The organism is Paraburkholderia haematera, from assembly GCF_905220975.1.
Lineage (GTDB): Bacteria > Pseudomonadota > Gammaproteobacteria > Burkholderiales > Burkholderiaceae > Paraburkholderia > Paraburkholderia haematera.
Map to the genome: position 1 here is coordinate 1 of NZ_CAJNBK010000015.1, position 18,630 is coordinate 18,630.

19 protein-coding genes, 2 tRNA genes and 1 riboswitch are annotated in these 18,630 nt (G+C 61.0%); of the genes, 9 read left to right on the plus strand and 12 right to left on the minus strand.

Annotated features, from left to right (window positions below; translation table 11 throughout):
• Window position 1: 1 nt before the first annotated feature.
• A tRNA-Arg gene (locus KHO23_RS22810) sits at window positions 2-78 on the minus strand.
• A gap of 129 nt (window positions 79-207) precedes the next feature.
• Here KHO23_RS22810 and greB point away from each other — a divergent pair.
• Entirely contained in the window at window positions 208-777 is a 570-nt protein-coding gene (greB, locus tag KHO23_RS22815) for a transcription elongation factor GreB (protein ID WP_211613498.1), read from the plus strand.
• A gap of 195 nt (window positions 778-972) precedes the next feature.
• On the opposite strand, the gene KHO23_RS22820 is transcribed toward greB, so the two are convergent.
• Window positions 973-2,103 carry a porin gene (locus KHO23_RS22820; RefSeq protein ID WP_211613499.1) on the minus strand — a complete coding sequence of 377 codons (1,131 nt, stop codon included), beginning with the start codon at window positions 2,101-2,103 and terminating at the stop codon, window positions 973-975.
• A 530-nt stretch (window positions 2,104-2,633) separates the two neighbouring features.
• Window positions 2,634-2,882 carry a hypothetical protein gene (locus KHO23_RS22825; protein WP_211613500.1) on the minus strand — a complete coding sequence of 83 codons (249 nt, stop codon included), beginning with the start codon at window positions 2,880-2,882 and terminating at the stop codon, window positions 2,634-2,636.
• A 394-nt stretch (window positions 2,883-3,276) separates the two neighbouring features.
• Between KHO23_RS22825 and KHO23_RS22830 the strand changes: the two genes are divergently transcribed.
• Together KHO23_RS22830 and KHO23_RS22835 are read left to right on the plus strand one after the other, a co-directional pair.
• Window positions 3,277-3,480: a cold-shock protein gene (locus KHO23_RS22830; protein WP_172165256.1), complete on the plus strand. Its 204-nt coding sequence runs from the start codon at window positions 3,277-3,279 to the stop codon at window positions 3,478-3,480.
• Window positions 3,481-3,833: 353 nt separating this feature from the next.
• Window positions 3,834-4,988 (plus strand): exonuclease domain-containing protein, encoded by a 1,155-nt coding sequence (locus KHO23_RS22835; RefSeq protein ID WP_211613501.1) that lies wholly within the window; start codon window positions 3,834-3,836, stop codon window positions 4,986-4,988.
• A gap of 110 nt (window positions 4,989-5,098) precedes the next feature.
• Here the strand turns inward: KHO23_RS22835 and KHO23_RS22840 are convergent, their stop codons facing one another.
• The 3 genes from KHO23_RS22840 to KHO23_RS22850 form a co-directional block, all read right to left on the minus strand.
• Entirely contained in the window at window positions 5,099-5,695 is a 597-nt protein-coding gene (locus KHO23_RS22840) for a chorismate mutase (protein WP_211613502.1), read from the minus strand.
• Window positions 5,696-5,988: 293 nt separating this feature from the next.
• On the minus strand, window positions 5,989-6,138 hold the full coding sequence (locus KHO23_RS22845) for a hypothetical protein (RefSeq protein WP_028200145.1): 150 nt from the start codon (window positions 6,136-6,138) through the stop codon (window positions 5,989-5,991).
• 510 nt (window positions 6,139-6,648) lie between these two features.
• A complete protein-coding gene (locus KHO23_RS22850) occupies window positions 6,649-7,764 on the minus strand; it encodes an aldo/keto reductase (RefSeq protein WP_211613503.1) in 1,116 nt (371 codons plus the stop codon).
• 128 nt (window positions 7,765-7,892) lie between these two features.
• Here KHO23_RS22850 and KHO23_RS22855 point away from each other — a divergent pair, with 128 nt between their 5' ends.
• Together KHO23_RS22855 and KHO23_RS22860 are read left to right on the plus strand one after the other, a co-directional pair.
• Window positions 7,893-8,804, plus strand: a complete 912-nt coding sequence (locus KHO23_RS22855; RefSeq protein ID WP_211613504.1) for a LysR family transcriptional regulator — start codon at window positions 7,893-7,895, stop codon at window positions 8,802-8,804.
• A gap of 222 nt (window positions 8,805-9,026) precedes the next feature.
• The gene (locus tag KHO23_RS22860) at window positions 9,027-9,227 is read left to right on the plus strand and encodes a hypothetical protein (protein ID WP_211613505.1); all 201 of its coding nucleotides are present in this window, start codon (window positions 9,027-9,029) and stop codon (window positions 9,225-9,227) included.
• A gap of 187 nt (window positions 9,228-9,414) precedes the next feature.
• On the opposite strand, the gene KHO23_RS22865 is transcribed toward KHO23_RS22860, so the two are convergent.
• From KHO23_RS22865 to pepN, 5 genes are all read right to left on the minus strand, one after another.
• A tRNA-Thr gene (locus KHO23_RS22865) sits at window positions 9,415-9,490 on the minus strand.
• Window positions 9,491-9,545: 55 nt separating this feature from the next.
• Entirely contained in the window at window positions 9,546-10,562 is a 1,017-nt protein-coding gene (locus tag KHO23_RS22870; RefSeq protein WP_211613506.1) for a class 1 fructose-bisphosphatase, read from the minus strand.
• A gap of 122 nt (window positions 10,563-10,684) precedes the next feature.
• Complete coding sequence (locus KHO23_RS22875) at window positions 10,685-11,140, minus strand: HigA family addiction module antitoxin (RefSeq protein ID WP_211613507.1); 456 nt, start codon at window positions 11,138-11,140, stop codon at window positions 10,685-10,687.
• A 16-nt stretch (window positions 11,141-11,156) separates the two neighbouring features.
• On the minus strand, window positions 11,157-11,438 hold the full coding sequence (locus tag KHO23_RS22880; protein ID WP_211613508.1) for a type II toxin-antitoxin system RelE/ParE family toxin: 282 nt from the start codon (window positions 11,436-11,438) through the stop codon (window positions 11,157-11,159).
• A gap of 208 nt (window positions 11,439-11,646) precedes the next feature.
• Window positions 11,647-14,343 carry an aminopeptidase N gene (gene pepN, locus KHO23_RS22885; RefSeq protein ID WP_211613509.1) on the minus strand — a complete coding sequence of 899 codons (2,697 nt, stop codon included), beginning with the start codon at window positions 14,341-14,343 and terminating at the stop codon, window positions 11,647-11,649.
• Window positions 14,344-14,555: 212 nt separating this feature from the next.
• Between pepN and KHO23_RS22890 the strand changes: the two genes are divergently transcribed.
• A complete protein-coding gene (locus tag KHO23_RS22890; protein ID WP_211613510.1) occupies window positions 14,556-15,263 on the plus strand; it encodes a DUF4136 domain-containing protein in 708 nt (235 codons plus the stop codon).
• A 150-nt stretch (window positions 15,264-15,413) separates the two neighbouring features.
• Here the strand turns inward: KHO23_RS22890 and KHO23_RS22895 are convergent, their stop codons facing one another.
• Entirely contained in the window at window positions 15,414-15,986 is a 573-nt protein-coding gene (locus KHO23_RS22895) for a TMEM165/GDT1 family protein (RefSeq protein ID WP_211613511.1), read from the minus strand.
• Window positions 15,987-15,996: 10 nt separating this feature from the next.
• Window positions 15,997-16,214: riboswitch (yybP-ykoY riboswitch) on the minus strand.
• A gap of 609 nt (window positions 16,215-16,823) precedes the next feature.
• On the opposite strand from KHO23_RS22895, the gene KHO23_RS22900 reads away from it, so the two are divergent.
• From KHO23_RS22900 to KHO23_RS22910, 3 genes are read left to right on the plus strand one after another with little or no spacing between them, the layout of a single operon-like run.
• A complete protein-coding gene (locus tag KHO23_RS22900) occupies window positions 16,824-17,576 on the plus strand; it encodes a beta-ketoacyl synthase chain length factor (RefSeq protein ID WP_211613512.1) in 753 nt (250 codons plus the stop codon).
• Window positions 17,560-18,354 (plus strand): 1-acyl-sn-glycerol-3-phosphate acyltransferase, encoded by a 795-nt coding sequence (locus tag KHO23_RS22905; protein WP_211613513.1) that lies wholly within the window; start codon window positions 17,560-17,562, stop codon window positions 18,352-18,354. Before KHO23_RS22900 ends, KHO23_RS22905 begins: the two co-directional genes overlap by 17 nt.
• The gene (locus KHO23_RS22910) at window positions 18,329-18,628 is read left to right on the plus strand and encodes a phosphopantetheine-binding protein (protein ID WP_211613514.1); all 300 of its coding nucleotides are present in this window, start codon (window positions 18,329-18,331) and stop codon (window positions 18,626-18,628) included. The genes KHO23_RS22905 and KHO23_RS22910 overlap by 26 nt, the downstream gene beginning before the upstream one ends.
• The last annotated feature ends 2 nt before the right edge of the window (window positions 18,629-18,630 follow it).

The window sequence follows — 18,630 nt, forward strand, 5'->3', positions numbered from 1 at the left end:
GTGGTGCGGCTGGCAGGATTCGAACCCACGACCCCTTGGTTCGTAGCCAAGTACTCTATCCAACTGAGCTACAGCCGCACGCAGAAACGAGATTATAGCAAAGGTTTTCAAAAAGGGAAGCATGTAACTGCGATTTGTCTCATTGCCGTGATCGTGTACCCTTGATAGGCAGTCGATTGCTGCAGTTGTCGGACCATCAGGACCATCATGAACAAGGCCTTTGTCAAAGAGTCGAGTGAAGAGAATGACGACGATCTCGACGTCGCCCAGCCCGAAATCCCACCGGGTACGAAAAACTACATCACGCCCGCCGGTCACCGGCGTATGCGCGACGAACTGCTGCATCTGATCGATGTCGAGCGGCCGGAGGTGGTCAGGCTGGTGTCGTGGGCTGCCTCGAACGGCGACCGCTCGGAAAACGGCGATTACATCTATGGCAAACGCCGTCTGCGAGAAATCGATCGGCGGATCCGCTTTCTGACCAAGCGCCTCGACATCGCCGAAGTGGTCGACAGCAGCAAACAGGAAAACGTCGATCAGGTTTTCTTCGGTGCAACCGTCGAATACGCAACGGAAGACGGCGAGGCGCACACCCTGACGATTGTCGGCGTCGACGAGGTCGATCTGGATGTCGGCCACGTGAGCTGGATTTCGCCGATCGCGCGCGCTTTGCTCAAGGCGAAAATCGGCGATACGGTGACGTTGTACACCCCGGCTGGCCCGCAGCCGATCGACATACTGGACGTCAAGTATCCGCCGCGCGATGCCGGTGGCTAGGCCGATGTCTCGGTGTGTCGAATGAGGTGGGGGGCGCCGGGTTCAGACTGTTTCGAAGCAATCGCCGGCGATTCGCGCCCATTCGGTGCCCAACAGCGTGCCGACCCCGTTCTCGCTTACATGGCGTGTTTTCGATAGGGCATAAAAAAGGCGCCGCGAACGGCGCCTTCGATGCTGCTGATGTTGCCAGCTGCTTTAGAAGCGGTGACGCAGACCTGCCGTCACAGCGACCTGGCTGTTCGACGACGACGCCGCGCCCAGGCCATTGATGTTCGCAACCAGGCCCGAACCTTCGTTGACGCGCTGGTACACGCCCTGCAGATACACGTCGGTGCGCTTCGACAGCGCGTAGTCCGTTTGCAGGTTGAACTGGTTGTAGTTCGGACGCACGCCATTCAGGCTCGCGTGCGTGTAGGTGTACGAGCCTGCCAGGCTCAGTGCCGGCGTGAAGGCGTATCGGCCGTTCACTTCGAAGTTCTGGAAGTGAGCGCTGTTGCTCGGCAGAGTGACGCCATTGGAGAAGCCCGATGCGGCTGCGCTGAGGCCTGTCAGACCCGACAGGTTGGTCTGCGTGTAGAGGATGCCGGCCGTAGCCGGGCCGAACGTGTAGTTCGCGCCTGCGCCCCAGGTTTGCTGACGCTTTGCTGCGAACGTGAAGTCGTCCGACACCGCGCCGCCGGTATTCGCCGTGCCGCTGCCGTTCAACTGCATGAACGCGGCTGCGACGTTCAGGCCGCCCCAGTTATACGATCCGCCAACGCTGTATGCGCGGTTGTTCGCAAATCCGCCAGCCTGGTTGGAGAAGCCGTACATAGCGCCGCCCTTGAAGCCGCCGTAGTTTGCGCTGGTGTACTTGACCGAGTTGTTGACGCGGAACGAGTTGTTCAGGTTGTCGTTGTCGAACGGATGGGCGAACTGCGTGCCGCCGTATTGCGTGCCGGTCAGGGACAGCGGGCCGACGAAATCCACCATGCTGTCGTATTGACGGCCGAGGGTCACGGCGCCGTACTGGTCACTTGCCAGGCCCACGAATGCCTGACGGCCGAATTCGCGGCCATGTTGCCCCAGGGTGCCGTTAGCGATGCTGAAGCCGTTTTCCAACGTGAAGATAGCCTTGAGACCGCCGCCCAGATCTTCAGCGCCGCGCAGGCCCCAACGGCTGCCGTTGATCGAACCGCTCGTTTCTTGCCAGTTGCTGTGGCCGTGCTGGTTATTCGTATAGGTGATGCCGGCGTCGATCAGGCCATACAGCGTGACGCTGCTCTGGGCGTGTGCTGCCGTTGCAAAAACGCCCGTGAGGGCCGCGACCATGAGAGTCTTTTTCATCTTGTAACTCCGAGAGCGAGAGTGGGTTTTGAACCCAGGCTTAAGGAGACCTTCACACGGGCGCTGCGAGAGGCGAAATCCGCGTGAGAGGCGCGCTGTATGGGAGCCGCGCTGGTTTCCAGTTAGGCAGAGTGTAGAGAGACACTCGCAAAGCGGACGTTCCGATTTTCGCAATAAAGAATTACTAGATGTGAAACGATAGGCGAATGCCACTTAAGCCTTGCTGGTAAAGGCTTGCGGCGTTATTGGCGGGGAGTGGAAAGCGAATCAACCGAGTCGCGTTGCTCATTTGCGACAGTAATCGATGCAAAAAAACAACGCGATAAACCGTAAACAGAGATTGTTGTCGCTATAGCAATAGATGGTTGTTGATTATGCGAATAATCGATATCGCCAAAGCCGTTATACTGGAACTTCTGCTTTCCGAAGCAGACTTTTTCGTTGACGAAAAAGATCTCCAAACCTTTGTCGGCGCGACTTCCCAGTCGCGCTTTTTTTTTGCCTTCCGGTTACCGATTTGCGAACGTCGGTCAGTGCGCCGGCGCGGCGCCGTCCACATCGCTCCAGTCGGCCGCCACCGGGATGCTCCAGTCTTCCATGACATAGCGGCGCGCGTCCATGGGGGACGACAGCAGGTTTTGCCAATGATCCCCGTGCCACATAGGATCGAATTCGAAGGCCGAAGGTAACGCAGGGGTCGGATCGGATTGAGCGGGAATCGTCTTTGTGTGCGCTTGGGTAAGCCAGGTGATGAGGCGGCGAAATTCATTGAACAGCATGGCAATCTCCTGACGCGCATTACTTCTCACTACTGATTTCCATCATGCTGCCATGAGTGCAGCGCAACAACTCGGACAAACACTTACTAAAAACATGTTTTGTTACATGCTCTCGCCGGTATGCAGAAGTTTTTCCCGATTTATATTGTGCCTGGCATTGCGTGGGTAATATTGACGTGAGGCATTATTCTGTTGTTACCGAATAGGCTGCCGTGGTTTTCGATTCATTGTGCATCGAGTTATCGCGCAGTGTGCTAAGAGCATATGAAAATTCGCTTGACGTTGATTCATCGTTCCCCGTATAACGGCAATGCTCGATCGCAGATGAAACGGTCGTGAAATTCAGCTTGAGGGCAATGCCCGATTTTGATAAATCATCGAGGAAAACTGGAACATGGAAACTGGTATCGTCAAATGGTTCAACGATGCTAAGGGCTTTGGCTTCATTACATCGGATTCGGGTGGCGAAGACCTGTTCGCGCACTTTTCGGAGATCCGCTCGGAAGGTTTCAAGTCGTTGAAGGAAAGCCAGCGCGTGTCCTTCGAAGTCAAGACTGGCCCGAAGGGCAAGCAAGCGGCGAATATCCAGCCGCTGTAAGCCGTACTATGCTGCTCCGCGCATGTCGCCGGGCAGTCTGATCGCCAAAAAGCCTTCGTGAGATCGAAGGCTTTTTTTATTGCCGTTCGTTATTATCGGTGTAGTTGATGCTATTAACTATCTGGTTCGGATTAAATATAGGAAGACGGTGGAATGTCAAAAGATATTTTTTGAATTTAAGGCCGGTGTAATAAAAATATAATAATTCGCGGCCTTATGGATGGTTCGTGGATCGCGCAGAAATGCGGTCTGTGCGCCGCATGGCGCCAAAGGCAAAGCAAAGCTGGCTGGGTGCGCGACGGCTAACTGGTGCATACTTGCCGCAAAGCCACGCGTCCAAAGTATTCCTTTCCATGTCTGAACAGTTTTTGCCAGAAGCGGCCCTGGATGTGCCGATCGTCTTCGTCGACCTTGAAACCACCGGCGGCTCGACCAGCGAGCATCGCATCACCGAAGTCGGCGTGGTTGAAATAGGGCCGGCCGGCGTGTCGCGCTGGAGCAGCCTGGTCGACCCTCAGCAACCGATTCCGTCATTCATTCAGCAGCTCACCGGCATCACGAACGCGATGGTGCGGGGCGCGCCGACGTTCGATGCCATTGCCCCGGCCTTGTTCGAACGCCTGAACGGAAAACTTTTCGTGGCGCACAACGCCAGTTTCGATCGCGGCTTTCTGCGCGGCGAGTTTCGCCGGGCCGGGTTCGCGTTCGATCCAGATGTACTCTGCACGGTGCGCCTGTCGCGCGCATTGTTTCCGGCGGAAAAGCGCCACGGGCTCGATGCGCTGGTGGAACGTCATGGTCTTGTCCCGTCCGATCGTCACCGCGCGCTAGCGGACGCCGATCTGATCTGGCAGTTCTGGCAGCGCCTGTATGGCGGTCTCGTGCCGCTGGAGGTGTTGCAGGCGCAGATCGAACGCACCACCCGGCGCTACCGGCTTGCCGGCGACATCACTGAAGACCTGCTCGACACAGCGCCGGCCGGATGCGGTGTGTATGCCTTCTATGGAGAAGGCGATCTGCCGTTGTATGTCGGGCGAAGCGTCCGTGTGCGTCAGCGGCTGCGTTCCCATTTGACGGGTGAGCGGCGTTCGTCGAAGGATGTGCGGCTCGCGCAGCAAGTGCGGCGCGTCGAGTGGCGCGCGACGGGCGGTGAGCTAGGCGCCATGCTCGCGGAGGCGCAACTGATCGCGACGCTGCGCCCCGGCCATAATCGGGTGCCGCGCGTCACGAAGAGCGATCCGGTGGATGCGCCCTGGCCATTCGAAGGTCCGATCGTATTTGAAGAGCGTGAAGAAGCGTCAGTTGCGCGCGCTTTTCATGTCGTCGACCGGTGGCGTTACCTCGGGCATGCACCTTCGCTCGCGCAGGCGGCTGTGCTGCATGCATCGAGCGCAGCTGGGCCGTTCGAACTGTCGACCTATCGACTTTTGCAGAGCCATCTTGCGCGCGGCTTGCGGGTGATCCCGCTGAGCATCTCAAGCGGTGCGGCCGTGCCGAGTGCGGCTTAACGCGGTTTTTACGCAGAACCCGCCGTTTCGCCCGCGTTCAATTCACACCAGGCCTGCGCAGCAACGGGGGGCGAAGCCTCCGGTTCGACTGCACGGATCGCATGGACCAACTAGCCCGTCGCGCCGACTCCACCCGTTTCGCACACGTGGCCGAGAGCGCGTGTCAACGCGCTCGAATGCGCCGAATCGTAGCGCGTCAGCGATTTCCAGTTAGCAAGCGACTGCGCCACGCGCGACGGACAATCCTGCGCCGTGCGCAGCGGTTGCACGCGCGCTAGCCCGGCCACGAGTGACTGCGTCAGCCGGTCCAATTGCGGCCTGGTGCTGGTGGCGAGGTCTGGCGCGGGGCCTTCGGGTGGGCGCATGCTACGCCAGTTGTCGAACAGGGCGTTTTGCACGTCCTTGCTGGCGTCGATCTGATCCTGGAAGAAGGCATGGGCAAACGCCGGATCGACGTTCGCGGCGACGGCGCGCTTTTCGACATCGGCGAGTAACGCGTTCTCGCGCGGCGTATCTGTAATCGGCTGATGGTTCGCCCATTTCCAGCGCGCAACGGGTTCCGCGAGCGCGAGACGCTGCGAAGCCAGTGCTATCAGATTGGTCAGCGCGGTGTCGTCGCCGTCAGCAACGGCGGGGGCGGGCGTGAGCGCAAGCGCGGTGAATAACGCGAGAGCGCATGACGCTCCAAAGCGATACGAGCGATTCATGGAAGTCGGGAGTGACCGGTCGGCCGCAGAAGAAAAGCCTGAAGAATAGACGATGCGCCCATCGAGCGGGTGCACCGATCGATCGAAAATAAACGATAGGGATTTCTAAAGGCTCAAAGGCATTCGTCAGAGACGCGCGCTGCCACAGCGCCGGGCCGCATCAGCCAGGCACAGCAATCAAGCAGGCACAACCCATGCCGCGAAAGCGGCGAAAGACAATCGTAGGGGCGCGTGCAAGCTTGCGCCGCGCGCCGGACGCGCGGACGCCGATGCTGCATCGCGCCACTGCACAATTACTTCGAGTCGCACGACTTGCGTTGTTCGTCGAAAAATGCGCGAACATGCTCAGGCAGTTCGGCACCCAGAAACTCGACGCCAGCGGGTTCCGGATCCGGACTAAAAACTTTATCCGGGGTCGGAATCTTCGGTGGTTTGGCATCCATGATCTTTCTCCTTTACAAACCGATTATCTGCCTCAGTCCCCGTTTTGCACCAGTGTCTGATGCGGCTCGCATGTTGGGTGTTGCTTTAACGGTACAGGTCGACATGGGAGCGGAATGTTTGAATAGAATTTATCGGTTGGCTGCGCATAGTCGAATTCGCCGCTACCAATCCGAAACAGTCCGATATCTCCGCCGTTCCCTTCCCAGCCTTGCCCCGCAAGCCTTCCGAGCATTATCTTTGTTGCGTCACAGCACTGCGTGTTCACATGTGTTGATATGAACAAATCACCGTGATTTTTGTGCACTGCCGCATTGAAATGATTTTCTCTGCGTTAGGCCGAACGTTCGTTAATTACTGATTGGTTCAGTGCGTTCATTCAGCCCCCTAATTGTTTGTAAACGAACGATTGCGCCACTTCGTTGACGAGCGGGAATACTTTTCCAATTATTTTTCACGGATAAAAAAGCGCCGCGTTCTGGACGAGGCGCGGCGCTTGCGGTGGACGATCTTTACGCGTTCGGCGCAGGAATTTTGACGGGCGCGGAGTAGGCCGCGGGTTTGTCGGCGACTTGGACTTGTCCGTGAATCCGTGCCTGATGACCGTCAGCAAACATGTAGTACGGGAACGGACGGGCGGGTTCCGAGACGGCGTCGAGCCGTGCGATCAATTCCGGCGCGAGCGTGAAATCGAGCGAGCCGAGCGACTCCTGCAACTGCTCCGGCCGGGTTGCGCCGACGATGATGCTCGAGACGCCGCGCTTCTGATGCAGCCAGTTCAACGCGACTTGCGCCATCGGCCGCCCCACGAGATTCGCAACGACCTCCAGTTCCGCCACGATGCGAAAGTTGCGCTCGGTCAGCTTGTCGAACCCGGGCGGCGGCGCGCTGGCCACGCTCGCCAGCCGCCCGTTGCCGGAAACAGGGCTCGCCGCTCCCCCTTGCGAAGGGCGGTATTTGCCCGACAGCACCCCCATGCCCAGCGGGCTCCACGGCACGAGCCCCATACCCAGATTGGCGGCGAGATCGGCGAATTCGTTTTCAGCGTTGCGTTCGATCATCGAGTATTCGAGCTGCATTGCCGCGACCGGTTCGAAACCGCGCCAGTCGGCAAGCGTCTGCGCGCGCCCCGCGAACCACGCGGGCGTATCCGACAGGCCGACGTAGCGGATCTTGCCCGCGCGCACCGCGTCGTCCATCGCGCGCATCACTTCTTCCACCGGCGTGACGCGATCCCATGTGTGCAGGTAGTACAGGTCGATGTAATCGGTGCCTAGACGCTTGAGCGAGCCGTCGAGCGCACGCAGCAGATTCTTGCGATGGTTGCCGCCCGCATTCGGATTGCCGGTCTCGGCGTTGTAGCCGTACTTGGTGGCGATCACGAGACGGTCGCGCAGACCGCGTGCCGCGACGAATTTGCCGAGCCATCTTTCGCTGGTGCCCTCGGTATAAAGGTCGGCGGTATCGATGAAGTTGCCGCCGGCATCCACGTAGAGGTCGAACAGACGTTGCGCCGATTGTTCGTCGGCGCCCCAGCCCCATTCGGTGCCGAAGGTCATCGTGCCGAGTGCGATCGGGCTCACGCGAAGGCCTGAGCGGCCGAGCAGGTTGTAGCGGTCCATGGTCATGTCAGTCTCCTTGAGCGGTCAGACGGGAAGAATTGAATCGATGGCGCTATCGTGCGCCGATTTTTTACTTGGAAAAATACCGTCTGTCTGCAAGGATTTTCAAGTATGGCTTAACAATGGAGATTGCGATGGACTCAGCCCAGTTGCCGGCGTTGATGGCGTTCGCGTGTGTGGCGCGCCACGGCAGCTTCACGCGCGCGGCCGCTGAATCCGGCGTGACGGCGTCAGCGCTGTCGCAAAGCATTCGCGCGCTCGAGACGCAGTTGAATGTGCGCCTGTTCAACCGGACCACCCGGCGTGTCGCCCTGACGGAGGCGGGTGCGCAGTTTCTCGCGCGCGTCGCGCCTGCGCTGGGGGAACTGGAGGCGGCCTTCGAGGCGCTCGATGAAACCCGCGACCAGCCCGCCGGCACGCTGCGCATCAACTTGCCTCGGGTCGCGAGCGAGTTGCTCGTGCTGCCGCATCTGGCCGAGTTCACGCGCCGCTATCCGCAGATCCGTCTCGACCTGACGCTCGACGACGGTTTCGCCGACGTGGTCGGCGAAGGCTTCGACGCGGGCATCCGGCTCGGCGAACGGGTTGCGCAAGACATGGTGGCGGTGCCGTTGGGCGGGGAGATCCGCATGGTCGTAGCCGGATCGCCGGCCTATTTCGAGCGCTATTCAACGCCGGCGACGCCGGCCGATCTCGCCGCTCACGATTGCCTGCGCTACCGCTTCTCGACCAGCGGCGGTATCTATCGATGGGAGTTTGCGTCGCCCGACGATTCGTCGCGCGTGTTCGAAGTCGAGACGCGCGGGAGTCTTGTAACCAACGATCTGCGCACGATGGTGCGGGCGGCGGAGCAGGGCGTGGGTCTCCTCCACGTGATCGACGACTACGTGAATGAACAACTCGAAGACGGCCGGTTAGTGCGTGTGCTGGACGCATGGTGCCCGAGCTTTCCGGGTTTTTACCTGTACACGGCGAGCCGCGCGCAGATGCCGTTCAAGTTGCGTGCACTGATCGATTTCCTGGGGGAGAAGCGCGGAGTCAGGTAATGCTCGCGCGTAGCGTCAGATAGGCCGCCACACGGCTTGCGCCGGTGCACGCAACCTCAACCTCAGTCAGCGTGCCAGTCGCCACGATCATGCCGCCGCGTTTCTGCCGCGTTTCCGCCGCCTATCATTGAAACAACTATCCGCGGCGCAGAGTGCGGTGGATAACGGACGCGCTAAGTATGGCGCGGAAGATGGCTGTCTTCGCCCTTCGGAGAGTTCGTCATGGAAAACGCTGTCTACTGGAAAGGACGCCAGGTCGGGATCGAGTGCGCCGGCCGGATTTTGTGGTTTCCGTCAGCGCCGCAGGAGGCGGTTGTGGCGTATGGCACGAAGTTGAGCGAGAACGTGATCGTTGAAGATGCGGTGGTCGCTCGCAATCTCGGCATGACCGCGCGTTGCGATCGATTGGATTTTGGTGGGTGAATGGAGCCGCTGTTGGTCATTGCGGCAGTCGTCTTGACCGGGAGGTCGGGTCGAGTCTCTGCGGATGCCGGAAAGCGGGGGCAAAGGACAAGCAGGAGCCGGGGAAGCGCGCAGAAAGAAACGCAAAAATAGGCAGCGCAAAGCAAAAAGCCCAGTCGCAATGACTGGGCTTTTTGCTTGAATCTTGTGGTGCCGGAAAGAGGAATCGAACCCCCGACCTTCGCATTACGAATGCGCTGCTCTACCGTCTGAGCTATTCCGGCATCAGGAGAAACGAGATTATAGGGACTTTTTTACGAACTTGGCAAGCCCCTGCGATCACTTTTTTGTTTCGAGATGGTAGCGGGTGACGCGGTCGACTTCGTTCTTCGAGCCGAGGAATACCGCCACACGCTCGTGCAGGCTTTTCGGCTGGATGTCGAGAATACGCTTCTCGCCATTGGTCGCGGCGCCGCCTGCCTGCTCCACGAGGAACGCCATCGGATTCGCTTCGTACATCAGGCGCAGCTTGCCCGGCTTGTCCGGCGTGCGCTTGTCGGCCGGATACATGAAGATGCCGCCGCGGTTCAGGATACGGTGCACGTCGGCCACCATCGACGCGACCCAGCGCATGTTGAAGTCGCTCTGACGCGGACCTTCCTTGCCTGCCTTCAGCTCGCCGATGTATTTCTCGACCGGCTCGTACCAGTGGCGCTCGTTCGACGCGTTGATCGCAAATTCACGCGTTTCAACCGGAATGCGCATATCGCTTTGCGTGAGCACCCACGAACCCAGTTCACGGTCGAGCGTGAAGCAGTTCACGCCGTTGCCGGTGGTCAGCACCAGCACGGTTTGCGGGCCGTACACCGCATAACCCGCCGCGACCTGTTGCGTGCCGGGTTGCAGGAACGACTGTTCGGTGGGCTGCTGGCCGTCCGGGCAGCGCAGCACCGAGAAAATCGTGCCGATCGACACGTTGACGTCGATGTTCGACGAGCCGTCGAGCGGATCGAACACCAGCAGGTATTCGCCCTTCGGGTAGTTGGCCGGGATCGGGAAGAACTGCTCCATTTCCTCGGACGCCATGCCCGCCAGGTTGCCGCCCCATTCATTCGCTTCGAGCAGGATTTCGTTCGACAGGATGTCGAGCTTCTTCTGCACTTCGCCCTGGACGTTCTCGCTGCCCGCCGTGCCGAGCGCGTCGCCCAGCGCGCCCTTGCTGACGTGGTAGCTGATCGCCTTGCACGCGCGCGCGACGACTTCGATCAAAAGGCGCAGGTCGGCCGGCAGGTTGTTGGTCTCGCGCTGCTGCTCGATCAGGTACTTCGTGAGAGTGGTACGACGTTGCAAAGCCATTTCTCTACTCCGGGAAGGCTTGGGGAATGTCTCGATTTTAACCGCTCGCTGTGTCGGTTCCGTGCTTTTGAGATGCAAGGATGTGTGTCCGTGTTGCCGAGTCCGGTAGAGAGCGGTGAATTTCAGGCCTTGCGGCGAGCCTTGATGGCCGTGACGTGGTCGGCGACGCGGGTGGCAAGCGCCGCGGCGCGGGCGTGCTCAGCTGAGATTTTTGGCATTTTCGGCCGGTTCGCCTTGGGCATCGGCTCGATTTCGCGTTCGATCTGCTCGCCGGCTGCCGCAGTGGCGACGCGCAGGTCGTAGGCGATCTGCAGATTCAGCCAGAACTGCGCGCTCGCGCCAAAGTAGCGTTCGAGCCGTAGTGCGGTGTCAGCCGAGATGGCGCGCTTGCCGCGCACGACGTCGTTGATGCGCGGCGCCGGTACGCGTAACGCAAGGGCGAGCGCATTGACGGACATGTCAAGCGGTTCGAGGAATTCGCTACGCAGAATCTCCCCCGGATGAATCTCCGGGATGGGTTCTCCCGTGGCGATGTCGGAGAAATCGATGCTGCCCAGATCGGAGCGTTTGATGACCATACCGGTCTCCCAATAATCAGTGATAGTCGACAATTTCGACATTCAGCGCCTCCCCGTCGACAAAATAAAAACAGATGCGCCACTGCGCGTTGATGCGAATGCTCCATTGCCCGCTGCGCCGGCCTTGCAAGGCTTCGAGCCGGTTGCCCGGTGGTGCGTGAAGACTGCGGATGGATTCAGCGGCATCAATCATCAGCAGCTTGCGGCGTGCGAGCGCCTGCATGTAAAGCGGCAGCGAATGAACGAACTTGCCCTGAAAGATTGCCGCGGTGGCCTTGTCGCCGAATGTCGTGATCATGGGATGATATAACGCGTAGCGTTAAACGTAAACCGTTAAATGAATGCGTTTACTTTCACCCTGCCGAGTCGATAGGAACAGTCGTCCAGATGGCTAACGTTGATGTCCCCAGTCGAGGTCCGCACGTCGTCTCATACCGAAATTCAGGACGAAAAAAAGCCGGCAACACGTGCCGGCTTTTCGATGCGGGAAGCGCTTCAGACGATCATCACGCCAACGCTTTCTCCACAATCTCGCGAACGTCGCGCGACTTCACCTGCGACGCCACTTTCTCCAGCGCCGCGCGCATGCCGTCACGCAGCGCCGGCGTAAAGCGGCGCCACAGTTCCAGCGAACGGGCGAGGCGGGCGGCCACTTGCGGATTGATGGCGTCGAGCGCGATCACCTGGTCGGCCCAGAACGCGTAGCCCGAGCCGTCTTCGGCGTGGAACTGCGCGGGGTTCGCTGCGCAGAAGCTGAAAATCAGTGAGCGCGCGCGATTCGGGTTCTTCAGGTTGAACGCCGGATGTGCCATGAGCTTGCGCACGATCTCGATCACCGGACGCTGCGCGCTGCCGCGTTGCGTGGCCTGCAAGGCGAACCACTTGTCGATGACGAGCGGCTCCTTTTCGAAGCGCCGGTAGAAGTCGTCCAGCGCCTGCTGCGCCTCGATGCTGCCGCCGTTCGCCGCCGATGCATTGAGCAATGCCGAGAGTGCCGCCGAGCGGTCGGTCATGTTGTTGGCGACGTCGTACTGCGCGGACGCGAGACGCACGGCTTCAGCCGGATCGTCCATTTCCGCAAGATACGACAGCGCAAGATTCTTCAACGCGCGATGTCCGGATGCATCCGGCGTGGCGTCATAGGCGCCCGGCGTGCGGTGCTTTTCGTACACGGCGAGCCAGTCTTTCCTGAGCGCATTCGCGAGGCGCTTGCGTACGAATTGCCGTGCCGCATGCACGGCAGCCGGATTCGATTCGGCCATCTGCTCGGCCAGATACGCTTCCGACGGCAGCATCAACGCCAGTTCGCGGAACGAGGGCGAGAGCGTTTCGTCGGTCAGCACGCGGGCGAACGCGGCGACCACCGAATCGTCGAGCTGCAACGACATGCCGGAGGCGGCGCGCCCTGCGAGCGTCAGCAACTCGCGCGTGGCGAGCCGCTGGCCGGCTTCCCAGCGGTTGAACGGATCGCTGTCGTGCGCGAGCAGGAACGCGAGCTGGTCGGCCGAATAGTCGTATTCGACGATCACCGGCGCCGAGAAGTTGCGCAGCAGCGAAGGCAGCGGTTCTTGCGCGACGTTGACGAACGTGAAGGTCTGTTCGGTCTGCGTGAATTCCAGCACGCGCGTGGTGGCGTCCGAAGCCTTGGTTTCGCCCTCCAGTTGCAGCGGCAGATCGCGGCCGTCGTTGCCGATCAAACCGATTGCGAACGGAATCAGCAATGGACCCTTTTGCGTTTCACGCGCGGCCGGTGCGGCCTCGCCGTACCCTTGCGTGAGCGTCACGCTGTAGCGCTGCTGCGCGGCGTCGTACTTCGTGCGTACCGAGACGCGCGGCGTACCGGCCTGGCTATACCAGCGCTCGAATTGCGCAAGATCGCGGCCGTTCGCATCGGCGAGCGCGTGACGGAAATCGTCGCAAGTCACGGCCTGGCCGTCATGACGCTTGAAGTACAGGTCCATGCCCTTGCGAAAGCCGTCGCGGCCGAACAGCGTCTGATACATCCGCACGACTTCGGAGCCTTTTTCGTAGACCGTCATCGTGTAGAAGTTGTTGATCTCGACGTAGCTTTCTGGACGCACCGGGTGCGCCATCGGACCGGCGTCTTCGGCAAATTGCATCTGGCGCAGCACGCGCACGTCTTCGATGCGTTTGGTGGCGCGGGCGGCTTCGTCCGTCGCACCGCCTGCCATGTCGGCTGAAAATTCCTGATCGCGGAACACCGTCAGGCCTTCTTTCAGGCTCAGCTGGAACCAGTCGCGGCACGTCACGCGGTTGCCGGTCCAGTTATGGAAGTACTCGTGGCCGACCACCGCCTCGATGTTCGCGAAGTCGGTGTCCGTAGCCGTTTCGGGGTTCGCCAGCACATACTTCGTGTTGAAGATGTTGAGCCCCTTGTTTTCCATCGCACCCATGTTGAAGTCGCTCACCGCGACAATCATGAAGCGGTCCAGATCCAGTTCCAGCCCGAAACGCGCCTCGTCCCAGCGGATCGAGTTGACCAGCGAATCCATGGCGTGACGGGTCTTGTCCAGATCGTGCGGTTCGACCCACACCTGTAGCAGCTTTTCCTTGCCCGAGCCGCTTTTTACGCGTTCTTCGAGCGCGACCAGCTTGCCCGCGACCAGCGCGAACAGATAGCTCGGCTTCCTGAACGGATCCTCCCAGCGGGCAAAATGGCGGCCGTCCGGCAGCTCACCTTCTTCGAGCAGATTGCCGTTCGACAGCAGCACCGGATAGTCGGCCTTGCTGGCGCGCAGCGTGACCGTGTAGGTCGCCATCACGTCGGGGCGGTCGAGGAAATAAGTGATGCGGCGGAAGCCCTCGGCCTCGCACTGCGTGAAGAAGTTGCCGCCCGACACATACAGGCCCGACAGCGTGGTGTTGTCCGCCGGATTGCAGAGGCTGGTAAGCGTAAGCTCGAAGTTATCCGGCACGTTGTCGAGCGTGAGGCCGTGTTCGTGCGCATGCGCGTGGGCGAACGGGGCGCCGTCGATCATGGCGCTCACGAACTCGAGTTGTTCGCCCATCAGTTCGAGATTCGCCGCGTGGGACGCGTCCGGGTTGCGGCGCACCCGCATCGTGTTCCTCACGACGGTGCGTTCGGGAACCAGATCGAACTCGAGAGCGACGGTGTCGATGAGGAAGGCGGGCGGCGCGTAATCGGCGCGGCGGATCACATTGGGCGTTGCGGTATCGGCCATGGCGTTCTGTAGTGATGGGACTCGAGCCGTCACGCGTGCTTGTGGCGCGCGAGCCGGGCGTGTCGAGCCATTGTACAAAGGCTCGGCGGATCGTGCGGCTCGAACTTTTTACCGAATCGCCTGGTCAGCGTATTATCGGGCCCCGCGCAGCAACGGCGGCGCGCAAACAAACCCGGTCAAGACTGGCGATAACAGGCAACACGAGGTAGACCATGAAATTCGATCGATGGACCCGCCGCGCGACGCTGCTGCTGGCCACGCTGACGGTATTGCTGTCCGGCTGTACGAGCTACGTGACGACCCAGGTCACGGCTTTCTCCGACTGGAGCGGCAACGACGCCACCCGTACCTATGCCTTCACGCGGGCCGCGGATCAGCAGAACAATCTCGAACTCACCACCTACGAGCGCGTGGTCGGCAACGAACTCGCCACGCACGCATTCCGTCAGGTCGACCTGGCCCAGGCGCGCTATCTGGTCGGGCTGTCGTACGGGATTCGTTCGGACATGGTGACGGTCGCGCAGCCGGTGTATTACAACCCCTGGCCGGCGCCGTACTGGGGCCGGTCGTTCGATCCGTGGGGCCCGTGGGGTCCATGGGGTCCGTATCCGACCGCGTACGTGAACCAGAGCTACCCGATTTTCACGCACCTGCTCGGCGTGCGGATCACCGAGCGTGCCGGCGGCAAAGAGGTCTATAACGTGACGGCGCGCAACTCGGATGAAGAGTCGTCGCTGGTGAGAGCCATGCCCTATCTGGCGCGCAGCGCGCTGGCCGACTTCCCGCTCGGCAACGGTGCGGTCCATACCGTGAAGATTCCCGTCGGCAAGAACGGCGGGATCTCGAACGAAGTCGCTGCGACGGGCGCCGGATCCGCAGCGGCGCCGGCCACGGCGTCGGGCGCGAAGGTCGTGCAGTAAGCGCCAGGCCGTTGCGTCGGGCGGCTCACGTTGCGATGCAACAAAAAACGGCCCGGCAGGGTATTCCTGCCGGGCCGTTTTGCTTGCCAAACCCGCGCGGGGCGGCGGGGCCGCGTGATTGCCACGCGGCAGCCTCCCTTCGGCGTCCGACTAAACACCCACGCCGAACAGCGCCATCGTCCCCAGAATCACGAACATGACTGCAGCGATGGCATGTACCGTTTTCGTCGGAAGCCGGTGGGCGAAGCGGTCGCCGAGCAGGATCGCCGGAACGTTGGCGATCATCATGCCGAGCGTCGTGCCGGCCACGACACCGAAAAAGTCGTGAAAGCGCGCGGCGAGGGCGACCGTCGCGATCTGCGTCTTGTCGCCCATTTCCGCGAGGAAGAAGGTCACCACGGTCGCGCCGAACACGCCGAAATGCGTGCGGCTGGTGTTGGCTTCTTCGTCGTCGAGTTTGTCCGGCACGAGAATCCACAGGCCCATCGCAATGAACGACGCGGCTAATGCCCAGCGCATGAAAGTCGGTGTGAGCAGCGAGCCGAGCCAGGCGCCTAGTGCGCCGGCGCAGGCATGATTGACGAGCGTAGCGGTCAGCACGCCCAGAATGATCGGTACCGGCTTGCGATAGCGGGCAGCGAGAACGAGCGAGAGCAGTTGCGTCTTGTCGCCGATTTCAGCGAGCGCGACCGCTCCGGTCGAAATGAGGAAAGCGTGATCCACGGTGTGTTGATTCCTCGGGCCGAGATATGAACGAGCGACGACCCACGACACGCCGGGCCCTGTTACGGTGCGTGTGGATCATCGGTCTCGCCAGGCCAGAAGCTGCGGCTGCCATGGCCATAAAGGCCAAGTCTGTTGACAGGCGCCCCCGCGAACCGCACGTTCGACGCACCCGTATGACAGCGGTGCGGACATGCCGCGGGGCGGCTACTCCCCAATGCGGGACGGAGTATAACAGGCGGCCCCCCTCCGCCAAAATCCGCTTGCGCCGCGCTTACCGCAAAAATGGCGTTGCGGTAAGCGCGGCGAGCCGCGAGTGAGAGTTGGACAATGCGGGCCGCATGGTCAGTACATGGGGCCCGAAGCCATGAAGTGTTCCGAAACGAAACACTCGCCCGGAAAGTAAAATGAAAGAATTCGTGTCTATTTGTGGACGCGACCGGGTTCTGTTGGACCTTGAAGCTCCGCCTGCAGCGGCTTTCCGACCTGGTCCCAAGCTGCGTAAGGGCCGTCAGGCCTGCATTTTTGCACCGTCCAGTCACTCGTCGTGCCGGCGATACGGATACAGATAGATACGTCTTTTGTGGCTGATTTAATCCAGAATATTCAGTATGATTCCGGCGACCACAGGGAGCCTGAGTCAATCCATCAGACCAATTGGCAAAGGCGCCTAAATAATCGGGGCCGAGTGCCGTTAAATCGCTGAACCCTATATAAGAAGATTGGATTGCCCTCCGGCTGGAGATTGTCGTTCCGCGCGGCGCGCATACGCTGTGACGGCTGCGTATTCCGTCAGGCGCCCTTAGCCTCTCCTCGCTTCTACGCGCGAACACCGATATGCCCGATCTGTACTGGACCATTCCGGTCGCTCGCTGGTCTAGCTGGCCTGCTGCCGCATCTGCCGCACCCGACATCGGCTTTATCGAGCCGATCGTGCGACGTCGCCTGAGCACGCTGTCCAAAGTCGCCCTGAAGGTCGCGCACGATTGCGTGGCGCAAAATGAGGTCCGGGTCGTGTTCGCTTCGCGCCATGGCGAATTGCGGCGCACTACCGACATCCTGCGCACCATCAGCACGGGCGAACCGGTCTCGCCGACCGCCTTCAGCCTGTCGGTGTTGAACGCCATGACCGGCGTGTTCGGCATCGCGCGCGGTGACCGTTCCGCTGCCAGCGCGATCTCGGCCGGTGCTGAGACGCTTGGTTACGCGCTGCTGGAAGCGTACGCGCAATACGCAACGCAGCCCGATTCGCCGGTGCTGCTGGTGTACGCTGACGAACCGGCCGATCCGGCGTATGGCACGATTGAAGACGAAGTGCAGGGTGGCGCGATCGCGATCCTGCTGAGCGGCGAAGCGTCGGCGGGGCAGTTGGTCTGCAGCTTGTCCGGCGCAGGTGAGCCGCTGGCAGCAGAGGCCGTCGAGGCCGCGCAGCGGACCAGCCACGCAGACGCGGCAAGCAAGGCGGACGCGGACGAAAGTTTCGCGACCCAGAGCCAGGCACTGCTGCACTGTCTGGAAACGGGCAGGCCTGCCGTCTGGCAAGGCGCCGGCAGCGCCTGGCACTGGAGGTGGCATGAACGCGCGGCTTGATTACCTTTGGCGGTTCTGCGCCACCGGCATGGCCTTCGTGGTGTTCGGCATCTGCGGTGTGCTTTTTTCGGTGCTGGTGTTCCCGCTCGCGTGGCTGTGGCCACATCGTGCGTCGCGTCAGCATGCGGTGACGACAGTGATCCACTGGTTCTTCCGCGCGCTGGTCACGGTCTTGCGTCGCATCGGTGTGATGGAACTCGAGGTGTCGGGCGCGCAGGTATTGCGTGCCGGCGGGCCGGCGATCGTGGTTGCCAATCACCCGACGTACCTGGACGTGATGGTGCTGTTGTCGCTCACGCCGCGTGCCTGTTGCGTGGTGAAAAACGCGCACTGGGGTAATCCGTGTTTCTGGGGAATCGTGCGCTCGGCGGAATATGTGAGCAATGCCGACCCCTTGGAGCTCGTCGAAGCCGGTGCGCGGCAGCTCGCGGCGGGCTACACGATGATTATTTTTCCTGAAGGCACGCGCAGCCCCGCGCCGAACCGGCTGCACGCGTTTTCACGCGGTTTCGCTCACATGGCGTTGAAGGCCGGCGCGCCGATCGTGCCGGTGCTGATGGATTGCGATCCGCCAGCATTCACCAAGCAGATGCGCTGGTACGACGTGCCGGCGCGCGCTTTCCGGATGCGCGTGAACGTGCTCGAGCCGCTTGGCGTCGAGCAGCTCGCGGACCACGACACTTCACCGTCACTCGCGGCGCGCAGCGTGACCAGCGCCATCGAAGCACACATTACTCAGCACCTGTTCGATTATGGATTCTTTAAAACTGGAAATTAAACAGCTTCTGATCGAAGCGCTCGATCTCGAAGACCTGAGCCCGGCCGATATCGACGACGACGCACCGTTGTTCGATACCGACGGCATCGGTCTCGATTCGATCGACGCGCTCGAGATCGGCATCGTGCTGCGCAAACAATATCAACTGACCCTCGCAGCGAACGACGAGCGCACCCGCGAACACTTCCGCTCGATCAGCACGCTGGCCGCGCTGGTCGCGAGTCAACGCGAAACGGCGCATGCTGTGAACGAAACCACAAAAAAAGGGGATTAACC